Source organism: Pseudomonadota bacterium (assembly GCA_018817425.1).
In the GTDB taxonomy this organism is placed as follows: Bacteria; Desulfobacterota; Desulfobacteria; order Desulfobacterales; family RPRI01; genus RPRI01.
The window spans coordinates 1-17,761 of the sequence record JAHITX010000102.1 but is presented as its reverse complement, the minus strand read 5'-3'; the positions used below and the strand labels follow the sequence as shown (position 1 = coordinate 17,761).

At 39.0% G+C, this 17,761-nt stretch carries 10 protein-coding genes; 2 read left to right on the top strand and 8 right to left on the bottom strand.

Annotated features, from left to right (window positions below):
• Window positions 1–423: 423 nt before the first annotated feature.
• The 6 genes from KKC46_18025 to pyrR all read right to left on the bottom strand — a co-directional run bounded on the left by KKC46_18025 (window position 424) and on the right by pyrR (window position 12,067).
• Window positions 424–2,439 (bottom strand): alpha amylase C-terminal domain-containing protein, encoded by a 2,016-nt coding sequence (locus tag KKC46_18025; protein MBU1055701.1) that lies wholly within the window; start codon window positions 2,437–2,439, stop codon window positions 424–426.
• Window positions 2,440–2,463: 24 nt separating this feature from the next.
• Window positions 2,464–3,984 (bottom strand): glycogen/starch synthase, encoded by a 1,521-nt coding sequence (locus KKC46_18020; GenBank protein ID MBU1055700.1) that lies wholly within the window; start codon window positions 3,982–3,984, stop codon window positions 2,464–2,466.
• Between the two features lie 25 nt (window positions 3,985–4,009).
• Window positions 4,010–6,559, bottom strand: coding sequence for an alpha-glucan family phosphorylase (gene glgP, locus KKC46_18015; GenBank protein MBU1055699.1), 2,550 nt, complete (start codon window positions 6,557–6,559; stop codon window positions 4,010–4,012).
• A gap of 163 nt (window positions 6,560–6,722) precedes the next feature.
• Complete coding sequence (locus KKC46_18010) at window positions 6,723–11,015, bottom strand: glycogen debranching enzyme N-terminal domain-containing protein (protein ID MBU1055698.1); 4,293 nt, start codon at window positions 11,013–11,015, stop codon at window positions 6,723–6,725.
• 6 nt (window positions 11,016–11,021) lie between these two features.
• Window positions 11,022–11,528 carry a MogA/MoaB family molybdenum cofactor biosynthesis protein gene (locus tag KKC46_18005; protein MBU1055697.1) on the bottom strand — a complete coding sequence of 169 codons (507 nt, stop codon included), beginning with the start codon at window positions 11,526–11,528 and terminating at the stop codon, window positions 11,022–11,024.
• Window positions 11,528–12,067 (bottom strand): bifunctional pyr operon transcriptional regulator/uracil phosphoribosyltransferase PyrR, encoded by a 540-nt coding sequence (pyrR, locus tag KKC46_18000; protein ID MBU1055696.1) that lies wholly within the window; start codon window positions 12,065–12,067, stop codon window positions 11,528–11,530. The genes KKC46_18005 and pyrR overlap by 1 nt, the downstream gene beginning before the upstream one ends.
• 246 nt (window positions 12,068–12,313) lie before the next feature.
• Here pyrR and KKC46_17995 point away from each other — a divergent pair, with 246 nt between their 5' ends.
• Window positions 12,314–14,989, top strand: a complete 2,676-nt coding sequence (locus tag KKC46_17995; GenBank protein ID MBU1055695.1) for a DEAD/DEAH box helicase — start codon at window positions 12,314–12,316, stop codon at window positions 14,987–14,989.
• Window positions 14,990–15,004: 15 nt separating this feature from the next.
• Window positions 15,005–16,072, top strand: a complete 1,068-nt coding sequence (locus KKC46_17990) for a hypothetical protein (GenBank protein MBU1055694.1) — start codon at window positions 15,005–15,007, stop codon at window positions 16,070–16,072.
• A gap of 65 nt (window positions 16,073–16,137) precedes the next feature.
• On the opposite strand, the gene KKC46_17985 is transcribed toward KKC46_17990, so the two are convergent.
• Both KKC46_17985 and KKC46_17980 read right to left on the bottom strand, forming a co-directional pair.
• Complete coding sequence (locus tag KKC46_17985) at window positions 16,138–16,293, bottom strand: hypothetical protein (GenBank protein MBU1055693.1); 156 nt, start codon at window positions 16,291–16,293, stop codon at window positions 16,138–16,140.
• Between the two features lie 15 nt (window positions 16,294–16,308).
• Window positions 16,309–16,965: a hypothetical protein gene (locus KKC46_17980; protein MBU1055692.1), complete on the bottom strand. Its 657-nt coding sequence runs from the start codon at window positions 16,963–16,965 to the stop codon at window positions 16,309–16,311.
• Window positions 16,966–17,761: the final 796 nt, after the last annotated feature.

The window sequence follows — 17,761 nt, the reverse complement described above, 5'->3', positions numbered from 1 at the left end:
ATAAAAATAAATATAATAATTCAAAACTGTTAATCAAATTATGTAAATTATCCCGACATTCTAAAGGTGAAGGTCTCGTAAAAAGTCGGAAAATCAAAAAAATAGCTTTGTAACATCTTGTAATTATTGAGTGTGATTTTTGATAAACTGCCATTTTGGGACTTTTTACTGTTTCATCACAATCAATTCGATATTATAACTTCCTGTAATTATTAATAACTATTTCTGAAAAATATTAATGCCTGAATGAATATGACAAATAAAACATGATAATACTTCTTAATTACATGATATTATGTATTTTAATCTGGTTATTTCTCTTTTTTCCTGTAATAATCAAAATTGTAAAGTTATCCGACGCTGTTTGTGAAGATGAGCGGGGTATTGGCAGGGCGTTAAGATGACAGCGGCTAACATTTCTTTCTAAGCTTCTTCCATATATTTTAAAACTATTCCCGTACGTGTAGGAAGATAAAGGCTGATAAACTGACGCTTTGAGTCCTTTGCTTGATCGCGAATTGTTTTATGATCATGATCAGGAATGAGCCGGTTATGACCTCCATATTCGGGCGAATCGCTGTCAAAAATCATTTGATAGGTTCCCGGAGGTGCATCAAAGCAGTAATTTGTATAAGATGATGTAGGGTGAAAATTGAAAACAAACAAAAGTCCGGCACGCCTGAAGGCAATAATCTTGTCAGAAGTATTTTCGTATAACATCATCGGAGAAGAAGATTCTAAAATATGAAATTGCTTTGCCAGAGCAATCATGTCGCGGTCATAGTTTGCAAGAAAATGATATTTTAATAAAGGGTCATCAACAAGATGCCATTGGCGCCTGGCATAATGATATGACCAGTTGTTGCCTTGCCTGGGAAAGTCTATCCATTCGGGATGTCCGAATTCATTTCCCATGAAGTTTAAGTATCCGTTTCCTGCTGTAGTTAAAGTTATCAGTCTTATTAATTTATGTAAGGCAATTCCTCTGTCAACCCTGAAATTATAATCGTTAATAGCCATGTGATCGTACATATCGGTGCCTATCAGTCTGAAAATAAGGGATTGATCTCCTACAAGAGCCTGATCATGCGATTCGCAATAGCTTATTGATTTTTCTTCTATGCGCCTGTTGTTAAGTTCATACCAAAGATGACCGGTAGGCCAGTCTTCATCATAAGAATCCTTAACAAGCTGTATCCAGAAATCTGGTATTCCCATAGAAAAGCGGTAATCAAAGCCGAAGCCGCCTTCCGATAAGGGAGCTGCGAGTCCGGGCATCCCGCTTATATCTTCTGCTATAGTAATTGCATCCGGTCTGATATCGTGTATCAATTTGTTTGCAAGCGCAAGATAGGTCAGAGCATCTTCATCAACATCATCACAAAAATAGTCATTATATGAAGTAAATGGTTTTCCCAGGCCGTGGTGTAAATATAACATGCTTGTGATACCATCAAATCTGAATCCGTCAAAATGAAACTCTTCCAACCAGTATCTGCAATTTGAGAGCAGAAAATTGAGAACTTCCTTTTTATTATAATCGAAACATCTGGAATCCCATGCGCTATGTATTCCACGTGGCCCATCATGAAAATACTGGTATAATGTTCCGTCAAATCTGCTTATGCCCTCGACTTCATTGGAAACAGCATGGGAATGAATTATATCCATAATAACAGCTATGCCTGCAAAATGAGCAGCATCGATTAGTTCTTTTAAATCTTCAGGAGTTCCAAAGCGTGATGAAGGTGCAAAAAAATTAGAAACCTGATATCCGAAAGATCCGTAATACGGGTGCTCCTGAATTGCCATAAGCTGTATCATATTATAACCGGAAGATACGATACGGGGCAGTATTTTTTCTGTAAATTCTTTATAAGTACCTATCTTATCTTCTTCCTGAGCCATACCTATATGAGCTTCATAAATCAAAGGAGCATCTTTGCTACATTTAAAATCGGGAAAACGCCATTTAAATGGATATGAAGGATGCCAGACTTGCGCATTAAAAATAAGAGTATGCGGATCCTGAACTACACGGTTTGCATAAGATGGGACTCTGTCTCCTTTACCACCTGGCCAGTGGAGCCTTAATCTGTATAGATCTTTATGCTTCAGGGCTTCTTCCGCAAGTACTATTTCCCACACACCTGTGTTGGTGATTCTGTTTAAAGAATATTTATCATTTTCCTGCCAGCTTGTAATCTCTCCGATCAAAAATACAGATTCGGCGTTAGGTGCCCACTCTCTGAATATCCACTGGTTGTTGGAAAAATGGAGGCCGAAGTAATTATGGCCGGAAGCAAAGTTGGCAAGATTGCTCTTGCCTTGTGCAAGAAGAGTTTCTTTTTTAATTATATTTGCTATCCGGGTTTCAATAGCATCCTTGTAAAGTTTCAGGAAAGGGTCATTTATATAAAATCTTTCTTTATTAGTCATCGTTACTTCCAATCGGAGTATTTATCAAGAAGTAGTTATAAGTGGGCGTTGTAACATTTTCTCATAAAGGTTTATATAGTGTTTTGCCGTAACGGAATGATTGAAACTGCCAATGCTTTGTTGCATGACTCTTTTTATTTGTTTTTGTTTTACATTTGAGGGTAATTTGTAAAAATTTACTGCCTGGCTGATAGCCCAAAACAGCCCCTGTGTACCGTAATGATCGAATAAAAATCCATTTCCTGTTTCTTTTGTTACATCAAGGTCTGTTACTGTGTCGTGCAATCCGCCCGTGTTATGGGCAATCGGTAAAGAACCGTATATTGCTCCTATCATCTGCGGCAATCCGCAAGGTTCAAAACGAGATGGCATAAGTACAAAATCCGAGGCGGCATATGCCATGCGCTCAAGTCTTTCATCGAAATTGCACACAGCAACCCTGTTATTGAAACGGTGAAAATCAACAATGTTTTTAAAGTGCTGCTGATATTCTCCATTTGCCACAAAAACGATTTGAAGATTTAAATCCCAGTATGAAGATATTACATTATACAAAATATCTGCAAGAAGTTCGGACCCTTTCTGAATTGAATCCAGCCTGGAAGGCCAGAAAAGTAAAGGGGCCTTATCATCTTTTATCAGTCCCAGCATTTTTTGGAATGCTTGTTTGTTTTTTAATTTTCCGCTTTTAAAATTATCAGTGTCATATTTGAAAAAAATTTCACTATCTTTGGCCGGATTGAAAGTTGGATCAGGAGCATTAAGAATTCCGGTTGCGCATTCTGATTGCCATTTATTTGATAATTGCTGCTTGAGATAAGGCTCAACAAAAGGATGGCTTCCCTCAATTACTTCGTTTAAAAAAGTAGGGCTTACAGTGTTTACATAATGGGCGGCAAAAACTCCGCTTGTAAGCAGATCAACAGGATTTGATTCGCGTGTTCCCCAGTAATCATATGCCATTTGCTCATAATAAAGATTTTGCCAGAAGGAAGCTGCGTCAATACCCGCATCTTCGATATTCGAAAGAAAAGTTTTAGTTGTGTGAATATTGTGTACGGTAAACAGGCAGGGTATCCCCATCTTTCTTGCCATAGCCGGTATAAGGCCGGTCATCCAGTCATTGCAATGAATCAGGTCCGGTCTGACATTTGGAACAATATGATTAATTACTTCACGCTGGAAGGATAAGGCAATTTTCAGGTTTTCCCAACCGTAACTGGAATAAACATGATTTAAGTAGTAAAACACCTTGTCTTCTGCAAGATGAATTCTTTCTTCAGGCATTTTTTTGCGAATTAAATCCAATTCTTTACCGAAAATACGGGCAAGTTGGGAGTTGAAAATTTCTCTGTAATCAGGCAAAGCGACATGCACATCTGCTCCATGTTCAAATAAGGCGCTTATTAGTGCAGCTGAAACATCGGCAAGACCCCCGGCTTTTGCAGTAAAATAATTACTGATATTTCCCATCCCTTCAGGGAGATGAGTTACTTCAGGTGTTACAATAAGTATGCGTGGATTTTTTACCGAAGCGGCAGACATTATGCGATCCTTTTATTTTACTATATCATGACCAGGTTAAAAATTCCTGGGTGCTTTTTATCCAGTCGTCACCTTTTGGTATTATTCTGGCTGTCAATCCGAATCTGCCGGTATCACTACAGGTTACTGCACAACTATAAAGATAGCGGCCATTTCCGAGATTTTCTTCAACAGTCATTGTTTCTGCTTTACCTCCAGTAACTGAATCAACGGATTGTATCTTACCGTAGTATATCTGAACATCTACTTCTTTGGGAAGAATTTCACCAAGAAAGACTTCTGTTGAGACATTAACGGTATCGCCAACACGAAAGGGGCCTTGATTTTGCCTTTTGGGCGGTTCTATCGTAATAAGTTTCCATAGCGAACTAAGGCGTTCCCGTTGCAAAGAAAGCGCTCTTGCTTCTGCGCTGTTGTCTGATAAAAGACTCCTGTTGTTTTTTGCAGACGAAACATAAAATTTCTTTGTGTAATTTGAGACCATGACATGGCTGCAAAAATATTGCATGGCCATTTTCATGGATTCTTTCATTTTACTCACCCAAACCTGCGAATAAGTGTTGTTTTTTCTGTCATAATAACAAGGAATAACTTCATCTGTTAAAAGATTATATAATGCCTGACTCTCAACATTATCCTGATATTCCGAGTCAAAATATTCTTCCCCGTTTCCGATTCGCCAACCTCTTTCTTCAGAGTATCCTTCGCACCACCATCCGTCAAGGATACCGACATTAAGCCCTCCGTTTATAGCAGATTTCATTCCGGAAGTGCCGCATGCTTCAAAAGGACGCCTGGGAGTATTCAGCCAGACATCAGCTCCCTGCACCAATATTTTGGCAATACTGATATCATAATCTTCCAGAAAAATCAGGCGATGCCTCAACTCATGCTTTTGCGCAAAGTGTACTACATATTTTATAAGATCTTTTCCTTCCTGGTCTTTTGGGTGGGCTTTTCCTGCAAAAATGATTTGCACAGGATGTGTTTTGGAAGTCAGAATCGATCCAAGCCGATCAGGGTCCATAAATAAAAGATGAGATCTTTTATATGTTGCAAACCTGCGGGCAAATACAATTGTTAAAGCATCTTGATCAAGTACCGATTCCACATCGCTCATAATAGCTTTGGGAGTATTGCGTTTCCCGTACTGTTTTACCATAAGTTCCCGGCATTTACGAATAAGTCTGGTACGGTTCATTTCATGAATATGCCAGAGTTCTTCATCATAAATTCCATCAATGCGGTTCATAATTACAGGATCCCACGGGTGTTTATTCCATCCGTGACCAAGGTACCTGTCTAAGAGGAGGGCTATTTCATATGATATCCATGAGGGCACATGAACACCATTAGTGATATGTGTTATTGGTATTTCATCAACCGGCCTGCCCGGCCAGGCATGCGCCCACATTTTACGGGCAACAGAGCCGTGAAGTTTGCTGACGCCATTACAATATTGAGCCATTTTAAGGCCAAGTATAAACATGGAAAACTGGCCTTCACCATCTTTCCATTCAGGTTTGGCCCAAGATAAAATTTCCTTTTCAGTTGCTCCCAGTTTTTCTTTATAAGTTTCGATGTATGGTTTTACAATGTCTACAGGAAATACATCATGGCCTGCAATAACAGGAGTATGAGTTGTAAATACTGTAGAACGGGGCACTATTTCAAGCGCTGTTTTTAAATCAATATTGTGTTTTGAAATAATCTGAGAAATACGTTCAATGCTTGCAAAAGTACAATGGCCTTCATTCAGATGAACTACATTGGGAAATATTCCCATAGCCGCTAAAGCGCGCATGCCGCCTATTCCCAAAAGCACTTCCTGGGCTAAGCGTTTATTCTGGTTGGCCGGGTATAAATTAGCTGTGATGTCCCTTACTTCAGGAGGGTTATCAGACAGATTGGTATCAAGTAAATAAAGCGCAATACGTCCGATATTTAACTTCCAGACACGTGCACGAATATTGCCGTTTGGCCTGTCTATCGTTATGTATAATTCCTTTCCTGATAGATCAAGTGCTTTTTCAACCGGAATTTTATACAGGTCAGTTTCAGGATACTCCTCCTGTTGCATTCCGTCCTGGCTTAAGAATTGACGGAAGTATCCGTGTTTGTATAAAAGTCCGACCCCGGTCATAGGAAGCTTAAGATCAGAAGCAGCCTTCAGGTGGTCTCCGGCTAGAACTCCGAGACCGCCTGCAAAAAGAGGAATACACTCATGAATGCCAAATTCCATTGAAAAATATGCAATATTATCGTTGGGCTCAAAGGAAGAATCTGCCATATTCGGTTTTGAAAGAACAGAGTTTTTGAAATTTTCTTCGATTCGTTTTTGATGAACGAGAAAACTCCCATCTTCGGCAAGTTCTTCAAGCCGTTCTTTAGGTGTATTGGTTAAAAAGACAATTGGATTATGTTCTGATTTTTCCCAGAGCTTTGGATCAATTCTTTTATAAAGCTCTTTTGCATCGCTTTGCCAGCTCCACCATAGGTTTCGGGATAATGTATCCAAAAACGACAGGGGTTCCGGTATGATGGGAAAAACCTGAAAAGGCTGTATATTTTTCATAATTCAAAATCCTCTATAAAAAAAAGGGTTCAAGGATTCGAGGATTCCAGAGTTCAAGGGTTGGTGCTCTTTCACATCGTTTAGCAATATCAATATGAAGAAAGATGGCCTACCTTCACTTGACCCCTTGAATCCTTGACCCCTTGAATCCTTACAAAATTTATCATTTTGAAAGTTTTAACCACACGCGCAAAAGTTCACTTGCGCCCCATGCCTGCGCATCACATCCTCTTGCTTTGTGCGGATAATCTCCGTCAATAATTTCCGGCACATGCCCGGTACATCCGTACATTATAATTTGTGTTGAAGAAGAAAGCAAAGATAAAGCGCTGTATTTAGCTTTATCACCGTACGTCATAGCCCAGGCTTCACAAAAAGAGGGGAAAAGCCATGTCCATGCTGTGCCGTTGTGATAAGCCAGCTTTCGTTTGGTATCTTCATCTCCTTCATAACTTCCCTTATATGGATTCAAAGGATCATTGAGATCCGTGCCGTAATGTTTTATCTCAAGCGGTCTGTTTACCCGCCTGTCGGCAAGACTTCTGATAGCACCCGGAACAAGAAGTTCATCACAGGCAGAAAGAATTTTTTCACACAAGGAAAAATCTGAAACAGCGCCAAGAGTTATTGCAAGAAGTTGATTCGGTCTCAATGCATCGTCTTTCTCGGCTTTTCGTGCCGGTATTCCTGATGAAGCATAAAGGCAGTCTGAAAGATAACCCCCTTCAAGCGGGAAGAGTTCATAAATCGATTTTTGAACTATTGCTGCAAGGGTACTCCATTTGTCTGATGAACCGGAATCAATTTGTGAAAGAAACAAAAGGGCTTTATACCACAGAGCCTGAATTTCAATGGGATAACCTTCCCGCGGAGTACAAGCAGGGTAGTTGGTATCCATCCATGTAAAATGTGCCGGGCTGAATAATAAACCTGAGTCATTATCCATGTAAATTCCATTGGGAGTGCCGGATATCAAACGGTTTGCAGTGGAAATCAGTATAGAGCCGATATCTCTGTCATCCAGTTTTTGGTTTAGAAAAGAATCTTCACCTTTGGCGACTGACAAATCGGAACAGGCGACAAAAAGCCATAAAGGTGCATCGGAAGTGTCTCTGTTTGCGGCATCATGCCCACTTATCATATTCGGAATTGTTCCGTCTTTTTCAAATCTTGCAAACTGTTTTATTACAAGTTCTGAATCCTTATACTTGCCGGCAGCAATCATTCCTCTTGTAAATATAAGAGAATCACGCCCCCAGTCAAGAAACCAGGGGTATCCGGCTATTATTGATTTATAAGATCCCCTGCTTACTATATAGTTATCAAGAGCCAGCTTAAGTGCGTCTTCAATTTTTATGCTGGTAATCCGTTTTTCAGATAATGAACCGGTCTTTTCTAAAGGATTTGGAATTACTGGTTTATGCTTTGTTATATTACCGACGTCAGCAGATAAAACACATTCTTCTCCACCGTTTAGTAATGTATGGAAATAACCCGGGCTAAACAGGTCCGAATCCGGATCAAGACCCCTTTGTGATTCTATCTGTCTATGGATCATATACTGCCATTGGGGTTCTGAAACAAAATCACCTTTTGAAATATTGACCGAAAGAGCATTTTCTCTTTCGGGCGCAAATACAAATCCGGAAGACTTTGCCGAAACAGCGTTAGGCCAAAAATTTTCGGGGCCTTTGAATGCCTTTGTTGTTTCATGAAAACTGCGGTATTCAATATCCGGTCTTAATATAAGCCGTATGGCTTTATCATCGGATAAAGTTCTATCCTGCTTATTTGAATGCAAACGGGTAAAAGTAATGCGGACTGAGTTTTTATCATTAACCATTTGAAGCTTAATATTAAGATGAATGTGTTCTCCCTGGCTTGTAGGTATGCGGTAACGCCAGAGCCCGCCCTCTTTATAATCAAATTCAAATAAGTCAAAGCAATCTGAGCAGATATCCTGAGAAAAACCCTGATATACTACCCATGCCCGGCATCTTGAAAATACAACAAGCCTGTCCACAGGATATTCGGAGTTGGTATTTGCTGCAAGTATTGCATCGTATTTGCTGTTTAATGTTCCCCAGAAAACAGGGACATGAAGCATTGCACCACGTCTGTTCGTATCAAGCATCACAGTATGGTTTTTAAGCAATTGAGAACGGGTGAACGTTCTTTTGATTCTGGTATCTTCAGGTTCGGATAAATAAAGAAGAGGCGCTTTTGTATGTTTTGCAAGGCCATACTCATAAACTGTAAGTTTAAGAGTCAGTTGACGGTGCTTTATAGGTTTTTGAAGAGGAGAGAAAAGGGCAAAAAACCCGCCATCCGAACGGGGCAGGCTTTCTTCATTGGATAAAACATAATTCCCATCAGTTATTTGAGCCTGAAAAGGTTTGTCTGCAACTGCCATCAGAAAATGTGAGGGAGGAACCATTACTTCCCGCTTTGCATCATTAGGCCAGTTCCAGACTTTTACTCTTGTTTCAGCGGAAAACGAATTGAAACTTCGGCAAAATTCTACCGGGTTATCGGCAAGAGACTTTGATGCATTTTCAATATCAAATTCTCCTATGTCTTTATTTCCCTTATACAGCAACAGAATCTCAAGCGCTTTTGCATTCATTTTCTGTTTTGCAACTTTATCAGGTACAATGAAATCTTTATCAGATTTAATATTTATAAGCTCAAGATCATTTTCATCATTTGTCAGACACAGTACCATACCCGGATTAAGCAGATATGAATTATAATTGCCGCTTGAATCCACATGAATTTTTCTTGATGTAATAAGATCAATGTATGTTGTTTCTTTCATCCCGGATTTTTTAGCATTCCAAAAAGCATGCGTTTGATTGTTATCATCAAGATTTGCTACTATAAGCAGTTTTTTGCCACTTAAAATGTTATTGCGAAGAAGGGAAATAAAATTTCCTTCTCCATGCTGGATTAAACTCAATTGGGTTTTGTTAAAAAAAGCCGGGTGAGTTTTAAGAATATTTGAAAGTGTTTTTATATGATCTACCTGGTTGTCTTCTGCTCCCCAGTTAAGAGAAGATGCGCCATGCACATTGATTTTTTCTGTAGCAAACCATTCAACCCCATTTGCAAAACCAAAAGATCCTTCGCAAGATAACAGAGCGCAAAGTGCGGTGCGCATTTTCGCATATGTTTTGGAACTGGAAGCAAGCCTGTTATTATCATGGGTTTCGGCAAAATGGAGAAGAATACCATCTTCGGAAGATATAGCATTTGCGCCGGGAAGATAATGTTCCAATTGGCCCCGATCGTAATTTTGAAACAATTCGGAATAAGCCATATTGAAATTACCACTGTTTAAAATATCACGCGTAGCGGATATTTTGCCTCCCAGTCCTTCCAGAAAGAATATAGTATCCGGAAATTGCTCCCTTACTATAGAAACGATAAAGCGCCATGCAGAAAGGGGAATCATATAACCGGCGTCGCAGCGGAATCCGTCAACACCCCTGCGGCACCATGTAAGAAATATATTCGCCATATAATCCCACATATCTTTCTTTGAGTAATCTAACTTTGTAAGATCTTCCCAGCGCATACCCCAGGCACCCGGAACCTGAATATGTCCGTCTTCGCTGCGTACAAGCCACTCAGGGTTAGTTTCATGCAGAGATGCCGCCCATCCGGTATGATTAATTGCTATGTCTATTAAAATTTTTGCACTGCGGGCATGAACGGCATCGACCAGCTCAATAAACTGTTCAAGCGGGGTTGCTTTGGTATCAAATTCTGCTAAAGCGGAATCAACTGCTGTAAAACTAAGTGCTGCATATGGACTGCCGAAACGGCCCATTCTGGCATATGTTGTAGGGGTAGGGTTGATAGGGAGAAGCTGAATAGCTCTGCATCCTAGTTTGCCTATAATAAAATCAAGTTCACGGATAAGATCGCGAAATTTGCCCGACGGAGGTATTACCGTATAACCTTTTGTATCAAGGTTTTGTATCCAGTTTTCTTCAGTTTGATTTGCAAACCCTCTGCCTTCCTTGTTAGGCCCGAATTGTCGTATAAAAGCATTGTAGATAATATTTGCGCAACATGTTGCGGCAGGTTCAACATTTATTACAGTATTTTGGCCGTCCGGCCAGATCGGATCAATATCATCTTCTTTTAAAAAGAAACATTTGGCTTCAAAATGCCCGACTTCGCTAAGAGGTACGGTAATAACAAAAGTAAGGTCATCAATTTTTCTCATTGGAAGATCAAACCAGTCTCTTCCTAAAGGCGGTTCATTGTAAAATACTTCTCGTATAATTTCGGTTCTTGTGGTTTTTGCATGGCCCAAATTAGTACGGAGCCATGCATTTCCTTTAAGAGGAGTTGAGAGAGTTAGAGTAAAAGTCTGAGCATCACCCCGAAACATCAGGATATGAGTTCCGGGGAAGGGATTTTGGGATACCCGGACTATGTTTCCCATGGAGCGTTATCCTTCCAGAATGTGTTTTAAAAGATGCCCCAGTTCAGGAAAAATCAAGGCTTTGCAAGCAAGCTTACAGGCTTTCAAACTGCCTGGCATACAAAAAACAATTGCATTTCCTATAATTCCTGCTGTGGCTCTTGATAAAAGTGCTGCTGAATCTATCTCTTCAAAACTAAGCTGGCTGAAAATAGGTCCAAAAGCTGTAAGTTCCTTTTCAAACAATGGACGAACCGCTTCAATTGTAACATCTTTACTGCTTATTCCGGTGCCTCCGGTCAATAAAAGAGCCTGAACTCTTTGCTCGTGAATTGCTTCAATAATTGTCTCTGTTATTTTATATATATCATCAGGTACGACCTGATAGAATATTACTTCATGCCCTTCTTTATTTGCCAGTTTATTGATCCAGGCACCGCTCTCATCATTTTGTTTCGTTCTTGTTGATGATACGGAAATAATGCCCATTCTGATTCTTTTAGGGGCATGTGCTTTGTGTTCATTAACGCTCATTATTTACCTTTTTCCAGAACGACTTTGTCTATACCGTCATGCTCGGATACAAGAACATTTACGGTTTCTGTCAAGCCTGTTGAAATATGCTTTCCGACATAATTTGCTTGAATAGGAAGTTCTCTGTGTCCTCTGTCTACAAGTATGGCAAGCTCGATACGATCCGGTCTTCCGTAATCCATGATTGCATCCATAGCAGCCCTTATAGTCCTGCCGGTAAAGAGAACATCATCCACCAGTACAATCTGTTTTTCATCTATTGAAAAGAAAATATCGGTTGCCTGAACTACAGGATTATTACTTATTTTTGTCCAGTCATCGCGATAAAGCGTAATATCGATAATTCCAGCCGGTATTTCAATACCTTCGATTTTTTTTATTAATGCCTGTATTCTTTTGGCCAGAAAAACACCGCGGGTTTGAATTCCTATAAGCGAGAGGTTTTTTGTGCCCTTATGAACTTCAAGAATTTCATGGGTAATTCTTGTGACAATACGTTCTATATCTGCTGCATCCAGTATGGGCTGTATATTTTCCATGGTTTCACCTGGTTGTGTATATGCTTGATATGTTTGATCATCTTGTTCTATCCAAATTAACATAACAAATATGGGCAATTATAACATGCATGCTGTTTTGTTCAAGAAATATAATTGAATTATCTTTTTTACTGTGAAATAAACATTCCTGTCAGAAAAAATATTGGATTTTTTCTCAAGCCATTCGGTGGGTTCCTATATCATTTATTGCCTTTTTGGCAGGCAGGTTGATGAGCTATATTAAATATGAATAAAGATTTAATCACAGTTATTATGCCAAACGGTTTTCTTGAACTGGAGTGGGCGGATGCCAAAAAGCCTGTTTCCAACAGCAGCAGGCTGTTGCAGGAAGAAATATACAGTCGGTATTCGGCAAATAACGATCTATGGCTTCTTTTTTTGGGCTTTTGCGATAAAAATATAGAGCTTTCATTTTCTCTTGATTATTGGCGAAACTTTGCAGGATTATTCGCAAAAAAGCTTTCACAAACACCCGATCTGGAATTGTGGAGGCATCAGGCCAAAATTGCTGTTGAAAAAGATGAGTTAAGGCGGTTTACAGAAGATGCGCCGCTTATGGAAGGCTCCGATTATCTTCATACCGGATTACTTGAAAATATATGGAAAAGGCTTAACAATGCTTATGTAATTGAGATTGAAAAATATGACGGAACCGTAGAAGATTTTATCCGTTCCTACAGTCCGGAAGTTAATATTGTAGGCAGGATCTTTTTTCATCTTGTAGAAAACAAACAGCAGGAACTGCCTTTCGCCTTTCTGGCAACTTATTCCACGAGGCTCAATGAAAAAGGGAAATCAAAACATCTCCCGTTAAAATATGCTCTTAAGGAATATGGCCAGGATAATGAAAAGCTCTTGCAGCTTCTAACAACAGTCCATAGGGCAGCTGAAAAAAGCAGTATAATTTCCGAACTTCTTGAAAACGGAGAATTGTTTCATCCTTTGGCATGGAACGCAAAAGAAGCTTTTTCTTTTCTAAAAGAGATTCCTGTATATGAAGAATGCGGAATTTTATGCAGGATTCCAAACTGGTGGAAGACAAGCGCCTCAGGCGTTAAGCTCAATATAAATATGGGTAATGATGCTCCGTCTTATGTTGGGGGAAGCGCCCTTTTAAATTTTGATGCGCAGCTGTGTCTTGGGGACACGCAGATTTCAGAAGAAGAGGCAAAAAAGCTGCTTAGTGAATATGATGGGCTTGCCTTTATCAAAAACAAGTGGGTAGCTGTCGATCCTGACAAACTAAGGCAAACACTCGATGCTTACGAAAAAGTACAAATGCTTTCGGAAGAAGAAGGTTTCAGTTTTCTGGATGCTTTGCGCTTGCAGCTTCAGCCCGAAAAGTTATTAGGAAATGATGCAGCACAGATAGATCATAGTATTACAAACGGGAAATGGCTGGAATCGGTAATAAGAAAAATGGCCGATCCTCAAAAGGTTCCTTGTGCAATTCCGGATCACAGGTTTAAAGCCAGGCTCAGAGAATACCAGCAAAAAGGCGTAAACTGGCTTTATTTTCTTTATTCACTTAAATTCGGTGCTTGTCTTGCCGATGATATGGGTCTTGGTAAAACCATCGAAGCTCTGGCATTTTTACATATCTTAAAATCGGAAAACAGTAAAACCGGAGCAATGCATAAAGCAAATCTTCTGATTGTGCCTGCTTCTCTTATCTTTAACTGGTCCAGTGAGATTGAGCGTTTTTCTCCGGATCTTCGTTTTTACGTGGCACATAGCATTTCAAAAAACAAAGGGGGTGTAAAAGAAAATTCGGATGATATGGCTAAAAATTATGATCTTGTGATAACAACTTATGCCATGGTTCAAAGATATGAGTGGCTTCAGTCGTACAAATGGAATTATATTATCCTTGATGAAGCCCAGGCTATAAAGAATCCGGGCGCAAAGCAATCTCGTGCCGTAAAGAAATTGATCTCAGAAAACAGAATTATAATGACAGGAACACCGATAGAAAACAGGCTTTCTGATCTTTGGTCGCTTTTTGATTTTTTAAATCCAGGATTGCTCGGAAGTATAAATGAATTCAAGAAATTTTCGGAAAAACTTAAACGCAGCCATGCCGGATATTCAAAACTGCGAAAGCTCATAAGTCCTTATGTTCTGCGTCGTCTGAAAACCGATAAGTCAGTTATTTCCGATCTCCCGGATAAAGTGGAAATGAAAACCTATGCGGATTTAAGCACAAAACAGGTACTACTGTACAAAAGAATTGTGGAAGATATAAAAAGGTTAATTGCTGAAACGGAAGGCATTCAAAGAAAAGGGCTAATACTGTCTTCAATCATTAAATTCAAGCAGCTTTGTAATCATCCTGATCAATATAACGGGACAGCAGGATTTGAGGAAAAAGACAGCGGTAAGTTTGCAAGGCTTAGAGAAATATGTGAAACAATTTATGAAAAAAGAGAAAAGGTGCTGATTTTTACACAATTTAAAGAGATGACCGAACCTCTTTCCGATTTTCTGGAAAGCATATTTCATAAAAAAGGTTTGATCCTGCATGGAGGAGTGCCTGTAGGAAAGAGGAAAAAAATCGTTGAAGAGTTTCAGGGTAAAAGCTATATACCTTATATGGTTCTTTCCTTAAAAGCAGGGGGTGTGGGCTTAAACCTCACCGAAGCAAACCATGTGATTCATTTTGACCGCTGGTGGAATCCTGCCGTTGAAGACCAGGCAACAGACAGGGCTTTTCGCATCGGCCAGAAAAAAAATGTCATTGTGCATAAGTTTATTACAAAGGGAACTGTAGAAGAAAAAATAGATAAAATGCTTGAAGAAAAAAGAACACTATCAAATGATGTTATTTCGTGTAATGGGGAAGCACTCATAACAGAGATGAAAAATGATGAACTGATGAAGCTATTCAAATTAACATTATAAAAAATGAAGGTGATTATGTCATTCCGGTATTATCCTCGATATGTATCAGTTGGCGAAAAGAAGGAAAAAGCGCAAAAGCAATTAAAAAAACTGATGGCAAAAAATCCAAATATAACACCGGTTGTTATTGAAGGAAGTGCGCTTGCAACAACATGGTGGGGAAAATCATGGAATCGCAACCTTGAGCGATATGCCGATTACAGCAACCGTATAGGCCGGGGAAGAAGCTATGTCCGGATCGGTGCCGTTCTTGATATTAAAATAAATTCGGGCAAGGTGGAAGCAATTGTTCAGGGAACAAGGACAAAGCCTTATGATGTTGCAATAAAGATAAAGGAAATTTCTCCGTTAATATGGAACAGGATAAAAGCGGCCGCTTCAAAGCAACTTGATTCCTTGCAGGATCTTCTGGCCGGAAAATTTCCGAAGGCTCTTGGTGAGATTTTTATGGAAAAAAATAACGGTCTTTTCCCATCACCAGAAGAAATCGAATTTGAATGCTCCTGTCCCGACTGGGCAAGCATGTGCAAGCATGTTGCGGCAACACTCTATGCTGTTGGAGCAAGGCTTGATAAAGACCCGGGTCTTTTTTTTAAACTAAGACAAGTGGAAATATCCGATTTGATAAGCCATGTGGTTAAAGACAGAACAAACAACCTGCTTTTAGCTGCCGAAAAGAAAACCGAAAGAGTTATCGAAGACTCCGCACTGGAAGATCTTTTCGGTATTGATATGGAAACAGAAACTGTGGCTGAAATTACTTCCGCTTATATTCCGGCAAAGAAAAAACAAGCTTCCAAACCGGAAAAAAAACCCGTTGTTTCACCTAAAATCAAAAAAACTTCAAATGTCATACAGTTTCCTGGCAAAGCCCCGGTACCAGTTAAAAAGATTACAAAAGAATCTGATTCAGCACGTATTCTTAAAATTGTAAAACGGGCAAAAGATGGAGTTGATATTGCCACGTTGAAAAGAAAAACCGGAATTGAAGATAAGAAAGTAAGAAGTATTTTATACAATGCCTATAAAAAAGGCACGATTGTAAGAATTAGCAGGGGGATTTATACAGGAAAACGAAAATAGGCAGCATCACCGTAATTTAAAAAACTGCAAAAAATTCATGAAGCAATAATTATAAAACATTGTGGCTAAAAACCTGCCGACCACATAAGCCGGGATGCCACCGCCATAGAAGCATGATAGAAACCGGTGAAAGAAGAACTATCCAAAGCATTTCCCAATACTAAAGGCAAGCTGGGATGTTCCCGTAAAGATGAAGTTCCTCTTTCACAGATGAGTTCCAAACGGGTTACCGATCTTTATGATTTGATGGATGGATACTTCGCAACTTTTTTCCTGAAAAATGCCAATGCTGACAAACCTGATCCAAAGAGCCAGATCGCTCCTGGAATCGGGACGGTAGAAGCTTTACCACTTAATAAAAAATAATAATCAGCATCTGTAGAAACCGACCCACCATTCACTGTACCATTAACCGGAGTACTTCCTGTCCATTCCAAAGAGAAACTACCATCAAGAGGATTGTAATAGTGACTTGTGATATTCTTGGTGCCATCCCACAAAGAAACATTATCATTCACATGCAAAAAATAAGGGAGGCCAGGATAAGGATAGCCGTCATAACGCAAATTTAACCGAAGAGACCCAAAATCTACATCTATAGTGTTTGCTACCGTATTTACTGTTCCGGTTGGACGATTTCCATAGTTGTTGCTAAAATAGATATCGATTTCATCAGTACTTACTATCGTCGAGTATTCTCCCATAATGTATTGCAGGGGCGATGGGGAAGTCCCATCATGTGGAAAAGTCATATCTGCAACTGCAACATACGCTGACAGATGCAGTTGATCTATTGATAATGATTTAATACCTATAATCTCACCTTTTGCGCCGGTAACATTAGTAAAAGCAAAAAGCATAATAAAGCTGATAGATAGTATTATTTTTTTCATTTTTTCTCCTCAATTAAATAAAGCAATCAACACTAGACAAAAGGGGAGCCTCCAAAATAATGGCTCACCACATATGCCCTCTATTTTTTAATTACTTAAGATCCAAAAATATTTTGCAATATACGTGCCAAATATCTATATAACTGATTTAACATGTATTTTAAAACATGTCTTAAGAATGAAGCAACAAATCGTAAAGAAATCCGACACATTTTTATTGATACAGGAACAAATACATGAATTCTAAATTCTTGTGGAATTTAGAATATACTTACTATATATTATAAAGTATAGTAAGTTATAGTTTATTTACTTTTTTATAAAATTTCATTATGCAAATAGTATGCATTCTCAATTAGATATAAACTTATAGATATTACTAGTTAATATTAAATAATTGCAACATGTTTTTTAAATATGTAAAGAAACCCGACAGTGTTCTATCCCTAAGCCTTCCCAATATTGCATAAACCACATGTATTTAATAAAATATCAGTCAATTACTTATAATTTAATAAAATATAGTATTTGTAAAGAATTCCGACAGTGATAAATTAGCATCGGCATGTTTTTTGTAATATGTTAGAAGGCCGTCAAAAGGAATGAGGTATCCGAACAAAAATATCTGATTATATTTTACACGTTTTCGCTTGACATAAGGAGCTCGTAGATTGCTTCGCAAATTAACCAAAGGGATAAACTGAAGGCGTGGAAGGGAGAGATATGATACACCAAGAGAAAGCGATGTGTTCTGAAAAGAAGACCGGTTTTCCATTGGTGTTTAATACCCGCAAAG